The sequence below is a fragment of the Vibrio gigantis genome, from assembly GCF_024347515.1.
GTDB classification, from domain to species: Bacteria; Pseudomonadota; Gammaproteobacteria; order Enterobacterales; family Vibrionaceae; genus Vibrio; species Vibrio gigantis.
On sequence record NZ_AP025493.1, the window covers coordinates 1169185 to 1182929 of the forward strand.

9 protein-coding genes are annotated in these 13745 nt (G+C 45.7%); 1 reads left to right on the top strand and 8 read right to left on the bottom strand.

From position 1 onward, the window contains the following. Nucleotides 1–243: 243 nt before the first annotated feature. Nucleotides 244–1257, bottom strand: coding sequence for a LacI family DNA-binding transcriptional regulator (locus OCV56_RS21335; protein ID WP_086714535.1), 1014 nt, complete (start codon nt 1255–1257; stop codon nt 244–246). 94 nt (nt 1258–1351) lie between these two features. Then, nucleotides 1352–4426, bottom strand: coding sequence for a GH116 family glycosyl hydrolase (locus tag OCV56_RS21340; protein WP_086714536.1), 3075 nt, complete (start codon nt 4424–4426; stop codon nt 1352–1354). A gap of 64 nt (nt 4427–4490) precedes the next feature. Here OCV56_RS21340 and OCV56_RS21345 point away from each other — a divergent pair, with 64 nt between their 5' ends. Continuing rightward, nucleotides 4491–5438, top strand: a complete 948-nt coding sequence (locus OCV56_RS21345) for an aldose 1-epimerase (RefSeq protein WP_086714896.1) — start codon at nt 4491–4493, stop codon at nt 5436–5438. Nucleotides 5439–5566: 128 nt separating this feature from the next. Here the strand turns inward: OCV56_RS21345 and OCV56_RS21350 are convergent, their stop codons facing one another. The 6 genes from OCV56_RS21350 to OCV56_RS21375 form a co-directional block, all read right to left on the bottom strand. Next, on the bottom strand, nt 5567–7981 hold the full coding sequence (locus tag OCV56_RS21350) for a GH36-type glycosyl hydrolase domain-containing protein (protein ID WP_086714537.1): 2415 nt from the start codon (nt 7979–7981) through the stop codon (nt 5567–5569). Between the two features lie 108 nt (nt 7982–8089). Next, entirely contained in the window at nt 8090–9181 is a 1092-nt protein-coding gene (locus OCV56_RS21355) for an ABC transporter ATP-binding protein (RefSeq protein ID WP_086714538.1), read from the bottom strand. Beyond that, nucleotides 9181–10530: a GH1 family beta-glucosidase gene (locus tag OCV56_RS21360; protein ID WP_086714539.1), complete on the bottom strand. Its 1350-nt coding sequence runs from the start codon at nt 10528–10530 to the stop codon at nt 9181–9183. The genes OCV56_RS21355 and OCV56_RS21360 overlap by 1 nt, the downstream gene beginning before the upstream one ends. 17 nt (nt 10531–10547) lie before the next feature. After that, on the bottom strand, nt 10548–11396 hold the full coding sequence (locus tag OCV56_RS21365; protein WP_190960446.1) for a carbohydrate ABC transporter permease: 849 nt from the start codon (nt 11394–11396) through the stop codon (nt 10548–10550). Between the two features lie 46 nt (nt 11397–11442). Then, nucleotides 11443–12429, bottom strand: coding sequence for a carbohydrate ABC transporter permease (locus OCV56_RS21370; protein WP_086714541.1), 987 nt, complete (start codon nt 12427–12429; stop codon nt 11443–11445). A gap of 68 nt (nt 12430–12497) precedes the next feature. Continuing rightward, nucleotides 12498–13745, bottom strand: coding sequence for an ABC transporter substrate-binding protein (locus OCV56_RS21375; protein ID WP_086714542.1), 1248 nt, complete (start codon nt 13743–13745; stop codon nt 12498–12500).

The following is a 13745-nucleotide window of genomic DNA, read 5'->3' on the forward strand; positions in this document are numbered from 1 at the left end:
GTTGCAGCTAGGCAACAAATAAGTTCAGCCCTATGAGCATAGGGGCTCTATGTGATTAGGGGGAACTTAGGCAGTTACAACGCTGCGGCTCCAAATGAATGGATTGCACTCTAGAATGGATATAGCAAAACTGGTTTGGCCGCCAAAAGAGAAATGTCGCATGGATGCGACATTTTTCGTTTCTGAAGGGAAATAATTTCTCTCTAAATCTTATTCCCTGCAATTAAATCACTTCATTACAAACTAACGATAGAGAGACTTGGTCGATTCTCTGACAAGTAAATCAATCGGTGGTAATCGAGCCTCATGCCTCTCGCCGGACAACAAGTTCAAAATAGATTGAGCACACACCTCACCAATCTCTTCAATTGGTTGTCTCAAAGTCGTTAACGCTGGCGTGAAATACTTCGACGTTGGTAAATCATCAAAACCAATCACCGACACATCTTCTGGTACTTTATAACCGTGGTCATGTAGCGCCTTAATCGCGCCATAAGCCGTTTGATCATTGGCTGCGAACAGAGCAGAAAAGTGAATCTTCGACTCGATTAATTCAACGGTTTTCTCATAGCCCGATTCACTACTAAAATCGCCTTGCTTGACGAGCTTTGGCATCGCCTTGATACCCGCCTCTTGAAGCGCTTTTTTATAGCCTTCAAAACGATTACCTGCGTCAGGCTGGCTTGAAAGCCCTTTGATATGAGCGATATTAACATGCCCCTGTTGAAGCAAGTGAAGGGTCGCCATGTAGCCGCCCAATACATTGTCGATATTGATTGAGCGAACATTGTCTCCAACCATGTCATAACCCACCGCGACAACCGGAATGTCTTGTGTGTATTTGGCGATGTCTTCTTTGGTGATGCTACCCGTCACGATAATCATGCCATCGACATTGCTTTTAGCCAGATACTCCAAAGCATGTATTTCGAGCTTTTTTTGCCAGTGCCCAGTTGCTATCACTAACGAATAGCCTTGAGCTATCAGAGTTTTCTCCATGTCGTTGAGGATACGACTGGTATAAGGGCTGTCAGGGTGTTGCACCAACACACCGATCGTCAGTGAACGGCGATTGATGTTCTCCTGCATTTGAAAATTCGGTTTGTAGCCGGTGTCTTTGATCGCCTGTTCGATATTCTGGCTTTTATCATCCGACACATAGGTTGTTCGATTAAGAAAACGAGAAACCGTGCTTGGCGAAACGCCGGCGAGCCTCGCTACATCGTATACGGTGGTTTTTTTAGTTTTAGTGCGCATCTCGATACCCTAACCCAGTGACATTTAGGGGAGCCCTAAAGCTCCCCATCAGTTTCAACTCAACATTGCTCAAGTTGAAACTCATACTATTTAATTAATATAAGTAGGCGAAAATCATCCCCGGTCGGAAATAGCGACCTGCGGTATATTTCAAACCTGTGCTCAGAAGCCACTTATGAAGAACCGTAGCTTGCTCCGCTGAAATTTCACCTTTAACCATATTAACAAATTTATCACTGTCTTTGGTCAAACGAGGGCTAACTCGCCCGTCAGATAGCACACACTTTTGTAATTTAAGCGCAGTAAGCCACTTTTTCGCATCACTTTGTGACAATTTAAAAGATTCTGAAAGATCTTCCTCATCAAATGAGACGGAGCAATTGAATCCTTCTGGCGCTGCAAATGGAATTTTTGAATAGTCATAAAGCGCGGTATACACGGTATCCATCAATCTTTCCGCTTGCTGAGATTTACCCGCTAAACTCAGCGCAGTCGCAACGCTAAACTGCACACCAATCCACACGTCTTGCGCTTGGAATGCTTCATGCGGCGAGCCATCGGCGAGCGTCATATTCGCCACCCCAAGTTTAGGGCTGTTAATCTCGAAGTTATGTTTATAAACATAGTCCAATGCACGCTGAATGCGCTGTTGCGGGAAAATACCCTCTAGGCCAATCAGTTTGAGATAGCTATCGGCAAGCAATGCATCACCAAAGCTATTGTCTGAATCGGGTACCAAATCTAGATATTCTTGTGTGAAAGCTTGAGGTGCCGTTTCACTCAACAAACGTTTCTTGGAAACACGTTGAGCTACCTTACCGATATTTATTGAAGTATCGGTTTGGTTTAGATAATCGTTAAGCATATTCTTATCGACAATCGCATCACCCGTTAAGACCAACCCCAGATTTTCCAAAGCTTGGTAACCTTCACCGGTAAGGTGCTTAGCTTGGACTGGCGTCACGAAGAAGTGGTAATAACCCTCTTTCTCATCCCACAAGCTCTGCTCAACTGTGGCAAACGCTTTTTTCGAACGTGTAAGGAAACCCGCGCCTAGATCGTGTTCGCCCATCAATTTTGCAAGCTCACTTGCGGCTTGAAGGCCTGCAACCCAGAGGCTCGCACAGTAAATAGAGATACCGTGAGACGCAAGGTTATCAAAGGTGTCGTCAGTACCTCGAGTGAGTGGTAAATCATCGCCGTCTGCAATCAAGTTCGACAAGAAATCGATACTCTCTGTTACGGCTTGCCAGCACTCTTTAACCACTGACGTATCTTGTGTGTTTTGGTAGTGACGGTACACCATCAGAATGTATTTCGGCGCTAAGTCCTTCCATTCCTTAACATTATGCCAGCTATACGCGTCAGGCTGAATGTCGAACGGGCTACCCAAATCGTGGATTACAGCACCTCGAATTGCGCGCACACCTTGGTACTTTTCATCAATCAATTCAGCATTTGGTGTCGCTTCATATTCCCAGTAGCGGCGCTGAGTAAAGTCTTCAGCCAAAATCGCTTTTGAGAACTCTTTCATCACGCAGCCATCAAGTTCAGGCAGCAAATAGAGCAATGAAAATGAACCGTAGAAATACACATCCAGTGAATTAAAGAATGGGTAATCGACACACTCTTTCACCAGGAACTTGTCTTCTTTATCCCATACTGTTGATTCAGCGAGGAATGATAGTGAGTTCATCGCCATTGTCGCATAGCGCAGTGCTGATTCAGGCTGTGATATCTTGCTTTGAGCTTGCTCTAGGAAAGCGGTCTGTTGCTCAACGATCTTCTGCTCAATCACCTCTAGTTTTGGCAAGACATCTTCTAACATCGGTAAGGCAGGTTTCGCTTGAGGGTAGAATTGAGTGTAAGCCTTGTCCGAGTGCCAGCCATTAAGCATAACTTTACTGTGTGCCATCACCTGTGCAAAACGAAGGTCAACAGATTCGCCCGGCTCCAACTCAACCTGAACCACAACTAATGCGCTCAATGCTTCGCGCCCAGTGTAGATCCCCGTTTGGAATTCAGCGTTAGTACGGCCAGTTTTCAATGCGAACTCTGTTTGCTGGGTAACTTTCGAAGTATAAAGCGTTGGCTTAACAGACACCGACACCTTGCCAGATTCCGTCAAATGGTTTTCTGCTTGTACTCCAAACACCACCTCACCTTCAATGTCACTTTGATAAGGGGATTGGCTAGTGAGCTGGACACCGATAAAACTGTCGCTTTCGCCGTTTACGTTAACCGCTTGATGCTGCTGGGCGATTGGGTTTTGAGACAAGGTACACGCCGAATCTTGAATCCCATCACGACCTTTTCGGTAGGTTGAGCCAATCAGGTTTTGTAGAGGTTGAGCAAGCGTAATCACGCGTGTTTGCTGTGATTCATTAGTAATCTGGAAGTGGTTCCAGTGCATCGGCAAAGAACAGAGGCGTTTATCCTCTTTAACGATCGGCGAGACTACCTTTCGCTTTATATTAATACCATCAAAACTATTATATTTATATTCAGCTAATGGATATAAAGCCTTATATTCTATATCGCTACCATTAACACTTTCTATATCACTATTATTTCCCGCAGTTAGTGATAGCTGTCTCGTTGTATCATTTATTAATAAACCATTAAAGAAATCTAAGGCTACATATAATTGACAATCAATCGACGATGAATCGGATTCAATTAATAATTGAGTCTTATTAGAAAACTCTACATTCCACTTTATAAAGTTATCTTTATTTTCTTTATAGAAATTACCATTTCCTAATGCGGCACGAATGAGGTTAATCGCATTCGAAATATTTTCTTTATCTATCTTCTTTCCATCGAATAGCGCTGGGTAAAAATTCAGATGAACGCTAAGCTCTTGCTCGTTAAGAACCTGAAGCGTTTCAATGGTCGGCACATCCATCACTGACGCATAAAAATCATTAAAATTAACAACTTGCTCTGAACAATCGACAAATATTCCTGGAATAAAACTGAAGTTTGGCGTGTTACCATTTGGCGTCAGTGTAAAGGTATTACCGATACCACCGATCGCCATACCTGTATTTTCTGGTGTCGTAGAAATTGGCGTGTACCAAGGTTGAATAAATTCAACTGCATCGCCCTTTTTACACAAGTGTTCTGAATTTCCTGAATAGCTTGAATATGGAATTTTATTATTCATGTTAAAACCGCCATTGAATATTTTTTTCTTCTTGTTAATATCTTTCAAAAATGGAGACATCAACATGTTTAAAATTATAAATGAAAAATTTGGAAATATTGACTCTGTCACATTAATAAATCAGCAGCATGGTATAGAACTTAAAATAATCAATGGGTTTGGTGCTGTTATAAATAAATACATTGTAAATAGCAGTCCATTCTCTTTTATTTGTGGCTATCAGAATTATGATGAACTGATCAACCAACATCCGTTCTTTTCCCGCAGTGCTAAATTATTTCCTTTTCCAAACCGTTTAAACTTAGGTCGCTACAGTTTCGACAACCAAAACCATCAACTCCCAGCTAACTTTCCTTGGTCTGATCACGCCGTACATGGCCTGCTCTACAACCAACCTTTTTCAATCACAAACAGCGTGGCCAATGATCAGTCAGCCAGTGTGACGCTTCAGTATCAAACGTCGTCTTTACATCCAGGTTTTCCGTTTGCTTTTAACCTTGAAACCACATTCACAATCGACACAACGGGTAAGCTCTCTTGCTCAACAACCGTCTCTAATTGTGGTGATTATGCGTTCCCATTCGGTGATGCTTGGCACCCTTACTTCTCGCTCGGCAATGACCTAGAACAGTGTGAACTGACCATGTCACCTTGCGCTGAGGTCGTACACGAGAACGACCTACCCAATGGTGAAAAGCGCGCTTTTGACCGTTCGTCTCTAAGTGAAGACCTGATTAATCAAAGCCTAAATCACTGCTTTGAATTTGAAGCGACTGCGACCAACCAACTGACTTTGACACGCTCAGATTCATCAGCCGCAATTCACTATCAACAAGACGCAAGCTACCCATTTGTTCAGCTGTACACCCCAACAAGTGAGCAAAGTATTGCAATAGAACCAATGACTTGCCCTGCCGATGCTTTCAATAACCAAATTGGCTTATTGACGCTTAGCCCGAACCAGTCTCAAACCTTCACTTGGCAATGCCAAGCCACCTATCAACCACAATAAAGCGAACGAACCTAAAGCAACTGCTGAACGTAAAACCAGCCCCCCAGAGAACGCATTGCTAACGAAAAACAAACGAAAGAAGCTAATCGAAAGAGCAATAAAGGGCGCATAAAGCGCCCTTCTCTTTGTTAGCCTAAAACCACTTCTACCGTGTGCTCGCCAGAGGTAAACACCGGTGCTTTGTTGCCTGAAATAAGGTCACCATTGACCTTCATCTCAACCACACCTTTACACACATTATTCGGGTTAGTGACATGAATATGATAAGTCGCACCACGGAACTGACGACGGACTTTGAACTCAGGCCACTCGGCCGGAATACAAGGATCCACCAGCAAACCATCAATTTCAGGTCGAACACCCAGAATCCACTGCGTACCTGCAACGTATGTCCAAGATGAAGTACCAGACAACCATGCATTACGACCTAGGCCGAACTGTTTATGTTCGTCGCCCAAGATGTTTTGCGGGTAGCAGTATGGCTCAGATTCGAAGGTATCAATGTCGTCGTTCTTCGAAGCCGGGTTAATTTGACGGTAGTACTCGTAAGCACGCTCGCCATTGCCCATTTTCGCTTCTGCGATCATCACCCATGGGTTTGAATGTAGGAAGATACCGCCGTTCTCTTTCGCACCCGGTGGGTACGTCGAAACACCACCTAGCTGTGGATCAAAACCGTTGTAACCCGGAGTTGAAAGCTTGATGCCATTGGTTGTGTTCAGCTTGTTGTAAACCGAATCTAGCGCCTGAGTAGCACGTTCCTGTGTCGCGAAACCAGAGATCACAGGCCAGCTTTGACCATTTGTGTAGATCTGCCCTTGCTCATTTTTATGAGAACCGATAGGCAAGCCTTGCTCATCAAAGTAACGAACAAACCATTCGCCATCCCAGCCGCATTCATTGACTGTGCTCTGCATCTGTTGATACTGATCTTTAAACTTAGCTGTCAGTTGCGCTTCACCACGCAGCTCACACAAGTCCAGCATATCAAGCAGTGCTTTGCCGTACATGTTCGCCACCATCATCGACTCAGCACCCGTTGGCAGGTTCACCGTGTCATTCCAGTCAGCGAAACCTAATAACGGAAGGCCGTGCTCCCCCGTATTGGTGTAAGTGAACTCAATCGCGCGGCACAGGTGGTTCCAAACCGTTCCCGTTTCAACTGGGTTGCCCGCTTTGTCTTTTTGATAGAACGGGATCTCTTTATTCAAGAAGTCTGCATTGCCCGTTTCTTTCACATATTGAGTGACCGCGTAGATGATCCACAGGTGATCATCGCCGTAATAGTCAGGGCGATCTTCTTCTTCACGCGAGTCACCCGCGTTCGCTTCCATGGTCGATGGGAAGAACTGGTGCATCGCAGAACCATTGGTATTTTGTACCGATAGTAGACGCTCAATAAACTCACGAGCCTCTTCTGGCATATGAGTAATAACGCCCAATGTATCTTGAGAAGAGTCACGGAAACCAATACCACGAGCGCCATAGCCAAGCTGATAAAGAGACAGGTAACGAGACCAGTTTTTAGTGGTGTGGCATTGGCGTGGGTTGTGTACGTTAAGCATCGAGTTCATAGCAGGGTCTGGCGTTTCAACCTGAACTGCTTGTAGGTAAGAGTCCCAGTGCTCAGCCAGTTCAGCGAAAGCAGAATCGACCACTTGATGGTCACGATATTTAGCCAGCAGAGGAAGTGCAGCTTCTAGACTCTGTTCTTGTGCAATTTGTACAACCGTACGCTCTGTCTGCTCTGGAGATAGCCAACCCAGACGCAGGTTAAGTGCACCAATGTTATCGCCACGCAGACACTCGGTGTTGCCAAGCTCGTCGTTTTCTAACGCTTGCGGCGCAGCCCAAGTTCCATAACCAAACTGACCTAGGAATGATTGGCGGTCACCATCAAACGACGTCGCAGGGCGATCCGCGGTCATCAAGTTCACCGCATAATCGCGCTTCATAAAGGCGTACTGCTCAAGCACGGTATGACCCGATTCTTGTTGGTGCGCTTTAAGCGTCATGGTTTGTGGAACCCAATCGGCATTCAGTAGCTGCTTAAGTGCATCGAAGTGTGTAAATTCGTAGACAGGCACTACATCAACGTGCAGCGCTTTGTCTGAAATGTTGGTGACTTTGATGTCTTGCAGCAATACTTGGTCAGCTTTTGGTACGAAGAACGTCGCTTCACAACGCACACCAAACGCTTCTGCAATGATGGTGGTGTAAGACAGACCTGTGTGGTTTTCAAACTTATCAAGCGGCTTCAGGGTCGGCGTGTAGAAAGGTGAGAACACCTCTACGTTATCCGCTTCATCACGCACCTTGAGGTACATGGTTGAGCCTTTGAAATCTGAGTTAGGCAGTTGTGCAATGTACTTGGTGATACGGTTGAGTGCCGGGTCGCCTTTACACAACAGAACGCCGCCGTTGCTATCGACAATGCCGCCAAAATCTAATGTGCCCACATAGTTACACCATTTGATCGGTGTGCATGGTGTGGTTGCTACGTATTCTTTGTTTTTATCGTCAAAATATCCGAATTTCATCATCACTATCCCTAGCCCCTCCCAAATTAGGAGGAGCCAAAACAATTTGTCGTAAGTAGATTGGTATCAGCTCAATGGCTGACTTAAGTTGACTGGCTAGCTCGTAATTGACTAGCTCGCTAGCGAATTCTCGCTCAGTGCGTCAAACAGGTGGAAAGCATCCAAATCCAAGTAAAGCGTCTGCTCTTTCACATCCACTTCAGCAGCTTGGGTCTCAACCATCAGCGGTTGGCCGCCAATTTCTGTTTTCAGAAGAATGCTCGCGCCTAGTAGTTCCTTGTCTTTGATTTTCACAGGGAATGGCAGCACACGGTCATGGTCAACTTGCTCAGCACGTAGGTGGATATCTGTTGGACGAACACCAAAGTGAAGCGCTAGATTTTTAGACGCCAAAGACTTAAAGCGATCCGGCAGTGGGATATGAACATCACCAAGTTCAACGAAGTATTCACCCTCTTTTTCAATCAGCTTAGCTTCCAACATATTCATTGACGGGTTACCAATGAATTGCGCGACAAACTTGTTAGCTGGACGCTGGAACACCTCAGTTGGTGTACCCACTTGAGCAACATAACCGTCTTTCAGAATCACGATGCGGTCTGCTAGCGTCATTGCTTCGATCTGGTCGTGTGTAACGTAGATCGTGGTTGTTTTCAGCTCGCGGTGTAGGTGCTTAATCTCTTCGCGCATCACGCCACGAAGTTTTGCATCTAGGTTAGATAGCGGCTCATCAAACAAGAACACTTTCGGAGTACGAACCATCGCGCGGCCCATGGCTACACGCTGACGCTGACCACCGGAAAGCTCTTTTGGCTTACGGTTTAGTAGTGGATCAAGCTCTAGCATTTTTGCAGCTTTGCGCACTTCTACGTCAATCTCAGCCTTTGGCATCCCCTTCAGCTTTAGAGCGAAAGCGATGTTCTCGTAAACCGTCATGTGTGGGTACAGTGCGTAACTTTGGAATACCATTGCTAGGTCACGGTCTTTGGCGTCAACCTTGTTCATCACTTTGCCACCAACGACGATGTCACCAGAGCTAATGCTCTCTAGGCCTGCAAGCATGCGTAGTGTTGTCGACTTACCACAGCCAGATGGGCCAAGGAAAACCACGAACTCACCGTCTTCAACCGTAAAATCAAACTCTTTAACCACTTCAACATCACCGAATGATTTCTTGATGTTTTTGAATTCTACTTTAGCCATTATCTGTTCTCCTCAGCGCGCTCTTGAAGCATGTTTCGGTACGCAATTGCGCTCTGTTTCAATGTTCTTTCTTGGGTGGTGTAATCAACATGGACGATGCCAAAGCGTTGGCAGTAGCCGAATGCCCACTCAAAGTTATCCATTAGACTCCACGCAAAGTAGCCATCAACTTTCACACCGGCTTCAACTGCGTTGTGCACCGCTTCGATGTGGCCTTGGAAGTAACGAACACGTTGGTCATCCATCACTTGTCCGTTAACACGCTCGTCGTTACCTGCTGCACCATTCTCTGTGATGTAGATAGGCGGCATGTTTTCGTAGCGAGCATCCAGTCTTACTAATAAATCGGTTAAACCTTGTGGGTTGATTTCCCAACCGATGTAAGTGTGTTCTGCGTCAGTCTGTTTTACTGATTCAATGTCGCCATTCTCATTGAAGCGAGCGACATTGCGCGTGTAGTAGTTGATACCGATGTAATCCACCGGTGCACTGATGATGTCTAGATCGCCTTCTAAAATCATCGGCATGTTCATCGCTTGACGGTCGACTACCGGCTGTGGGTATTCACCTTTCAGTACAGGGTCGATGAACCAGTGGTAGTTCTCTGCTTCACAGTAGTCTGCAGCGCCTTGGTCTTGCGGTGTCAGTGGGTAAGCCGGAGTCGCGTTAAATACCACGCCATGCTTAGCATGAGGCGCGTTCTTACGAAGAATCGGCATCGCCAAACCATGACCTAGCATTAAATGGTGAGAAGCCAAGAAACCTTCTTTCTCGCCCTTGATACCCGGAGCATGCTCGCCCCAACGGTAGCCTAGGAACGCAGATACAAACGGCTCGTTCAATGTGGTGTAAACATCAATCTTGTCGCCAAAGTAGTTACTCACGACTTCGGCATATTCTGCAAACTTGTAAGACGTTTCACGGTTTAACCAGCCGCCTTTGTCTTCTAGGTATTGCGGTAGATCCCAGTGATAAAGTGTCACGAACACCTTCATTCCTCGAGCATGACATTCATCGATGATCTGCTCGTAAAACTCTAGACCTTGCTGGTTCACCACACCGTCTTGCGGCAAGATACGTGGCCATGCAATTGACAGACGGTAAGCATCTACACCTAAGCCTTGAATCATCTCAATATCTTGTTGCCACAAGTGGTAGTGGTCACACGCCACATCACCACTGTCGCCGTTATCTACCTTACCTGGCGTCTTACAAAACGTGTCCCAGATAGACGGTGTACGACCGCCCTCTTCAACGCCGCCTTCAATTTGGTATGAAGATGTCGCGACACCGAATACAAATTCCTTACTGCGTAACTTTGAATCACTTGGAAGTTGAAATTTATTCATTGTTATAACCCTTAAACCTAACCTTTAACTGCGCCGGACGTTAAACCACTGATCATCTGTTTCGATGCGAACAGGTATGTAATCACGAGTGGTAAAATAGAAATGGTGGTACCTAGCATTACCGCGCCCCATGGCGTATTCGGAATACCTTGAACACTTCGCAGTGCTTGTGTGATGACGTAGTTGTCAGGGTTGTTCAGCACCACAAGAGGCTGCATAAACATGTTCCAGAAGAAGACGAACTGCACGATAGCGAGTGTTGCTAGTGCCGGTTTCATCAGTGGCAGTACCACACTCCAGTACGTTCTGAACTCACCTGCGCCATCTAATTTCGCAGCTTCTAATAGCTCTTTCGGAATCGATGCGATCACGTGCTGACGCATCAAGAAGATACCAAATGGCGTGGTTGTGAACGGTAGCCATACCGCCATGTGGTTATCCAGCAAGCCTAAGAATTTCACGATCATGAAGTAAGGGATCAAGCTAAGCACTGGCGGAATCGCCATTGAGCCAACCAACATGCCAAACAGCACGTTCTTACCGCGGAACTTAAACACAGAAAATGCGTAACCACCCATGCTACAAAACAGCAGCGAGATGGTGGTGCCTAAGAAAGCCACGTATATCGAGTTAAACATCGCTTTCCAAAACGGCATGATTTCTAGCAGTTTTGCGTAGTTAATGGCCAAGCTATCGCCAATAGCGAAGCTGATACCAGAGCCAAAAATCTCCGAACGATCACGAGTCGATAACAGTGCAGACCATACAAATGGAAATACTGTAATTAGCGCTGAAACAACCAGTAAAATGCCTAACATGACCATCAAGATCTTAGTCAGAATGTACATGCTGCGTTCGCTTGGCATTAGGCCACTTAGTGGTGAGGTATTTGTCTTGATTGATGTCGACATCTTAATGTTCCCCTAAGCCTTTCTTACCGAAGAATACAAATTGAACCAAAGTACAAGTTGCGATGAGTGCAAACAGTAGCCATGAAATTGCTGATGCAGTGCCCATTTCTAACCATTCCCAACCTACTTTGTAGAGGTACATGGAGATAGTTAGACCTGATTGACCCGTACCACCTGTGCCACGCGTTAGAACAAACGGTTCTTCAAACATTTGCAGATTACCGATGATGGTCATCGTGATAGCAAAGAAAATGAACGGACGAATCATTGGTAGTGAAATGTTCCAGAAACGGTGGAAGGCATTTGCACCATCCATGCGAGCCGCTTCTAAAATATCTTTAGGAATCGTCATTAAACCTGTGGTGTAAAGAACGATGTTAAAACCTGTGTATTTCCAGAAAACCATGATCGCGATTGACGGCTTAACCATAGTGGCATCGTCTAACCAACGGATAGGTTGGAAATCGTTAACCCAAGCAAATGCCCAACCAAACAGCGTGCTATCAGCCAGAGCCATCAGCGTTTGGTTAATGATTCCTGAGTTAGGAGAGTACATGTTGAAGAAAATCAGTGACGCTGCGACCGTTGATGTGATGAACGGTAAAAAGTACGCCGATGTAAGCCAGTGACGCATACGATCACCCATTGAAACCAGCATATAAGCGACAGGAATGGCCACTAAATGCTGCGCCACACCCGAGGTGATTGCTAACCAAAGCGTGTTCTTCAATGAACGCCATAGCCACGGGTCGGTCAACGCAATGTAATAGTTCTCAAAACCAACGAACTCCATTGCATCCATACCCTTTACCGGGTTCCACTCATGAAACGACAGGTAAACAGAGAACAACAGCGGGAAGACCCCAAATACAGAAAAAATGATCAGAAACGGCAGAAGAAATCCATACGGTGTAAGCGCTTTCAAATTTAGACGAGAAAAAAAGCTTTGCTCCGAAGGTTCTATCGTTGTGCTCGCTGTATGATTCATAGTAACGACCTCTTAGTAAAAGGAAGCGCGCTAACCACGCTTCCTCACTTACTTAATGTAATAACAGATTAAAGATTACGCGTACGACGCTTAATTAGACGTTCCGCTTCTTTCAGCGCAGTCTCGATATCTTTACCTTCATCAAGCACTTCCATCAGAGCATTCTCTAAGATGATCGAACGTGCAACGTGGTCTCCTTGAGCGGGTGAAACAGGCTTAATGTTTTTCGCTACATCAGCAAAGATAAGTCGCGCTTGCTGACCACCTAAGAACTCCATCTCTTCTTCAAAAAGAGCGTCATCGTAAGTGGTCACGTTCGCAGGAAAGGCCGCGATTGTTTCAAAGTGCTTAAGTTGTACATCACGTTTCGTTGTCATGTATTTAATCAGTTCCCACGCCTCATCCGGATTGTCAGATTGCGTTGGGATAGAAAGGAAAGAACCACCCCAGCTGCCGTAAATACCATCTGGAAGGTTAGCTACCGCCCATTTACCGCTAGTTTCAGGTGCAATCCAGTTGCTCAAGTGGCCAAGTAGCCATGCGCCTGAAAGTTGAGTCGCGAACGTGCCATTACGGAAGCCTTCATACCATTCGTTTGACCAAGCCAGATTGCGAGAATCTAACCCTCTATCACGAATCTCTTTTGCGACGGTAAAGGCATGAACAAAACGCTCAGACGTGACAACTGGGTTGCCGTCTGCATCAAAATAAAGGCCTTCACCCTCAGGAACGGTTGTAAAGATGATCGCTTGTGCTACATCGGCTGCGGACGCTATCAACTGCACGTTTTGCTTCTTCAACTCTTCACCAGCGGCAATGTATGAATCCCAATCTTTGATTGCGTCATTAACATCAATGCCTGCTTTTTCGAATACGTCGGTTCGGTAGTACATAAGACCTGGACCTAGATCGACTGGAATACCATAAACGTCACCATCTGCACCTTGGCCTTGCGCCCAAGCATAAGGTGCGAACAACTCTTGATATTGGTCTGCGCCATAATTTTCAGATAGGTTAACTAAGCCGCCAGAACCAACAAACGGGCCAATTTTTTCCACATCAACAACAATCACGTCACCCGCACCAGAGCCTGTAGCAAGGTTTGTTGTTAGCTTCGTGTGGTGGTCGCCATGGTTATTCATTAGGTAATCCACTTTGATGCCTGTTTCCTTTTCGAAATCAGGTAGCAATACCTTTAAGCTGCTATCAAAGTCAGGGAAACCGTCAAAACGAATTTCTTTGTCAGCAGCATTAACAGCTGTTGCTCCTAGTCCTAAAGCAACCGCGCCAGAGAGCGCCAAGGTCTTAAATTTCAT

Coding starts and splice junctions, on each gene's coding strand:
- OCV56_RS21370 (WP_086714541.1), bottom strand. CDS start 12,429: ATGAATCATACAGCGAGCACAACGATAGAACCTTCGGAGCAAAGCTTT.
- OCV56_RS21355 (WP_086714538.1), bottom strand. CDS start 9,181: ATGGCTAAAGTAGAATTCAAAAACATCAAGAAATCATTCGGTGATGTT.
- OCV56_RS21360 (WP_086714539.1), bottom strand. CDS start 10,530: ATGAATAAATTTCAACTTCCAAGTGATTCAAAGTTACGCAGTAAGGAA.
- OCV56_RS21375 (WP_086714542.1), bottom strand. CDS start 13,745: ATGAAATTTAAGACCTTGGCGCTCTCTGGCGCGGTTGCTTTAGGACTA.
- OCV56_RS21335 (WP_086714535.1), bottom strand. CDS start 1,257: ATGCGCACTAAAACTAAAAAAACCACCGTATACGATGTAGCGAGGCTC.
- OCV56_RS21350 (WP_086714537.1), bottom strand. CDS start 7,981: ATGATGAAATTCGGATATTTTGACGATAAAAACAAAGAATACGTAGCA.
- OCV56_RS21345 (WP_086714896.1), top strand. CDS start 4,491: ATGTTTAAAATTATAAATGAAAAATTTGGAAATATTGACTCTGTCACA.
- OCV56_RS21365 (WP_190960446.1), bottom strand. CDS start 11,396: ATGCCAAGCGAACGCAGCATGTACATTCTGACTAAGATCTTGATGGTC.
- OCV56_RS21340 (WP_086714536.1), bottom strand. CDS start 4,426: ATGAATAATAAAATTCCATATTCAAGCTATTCAGGAAATTCAGAACAC.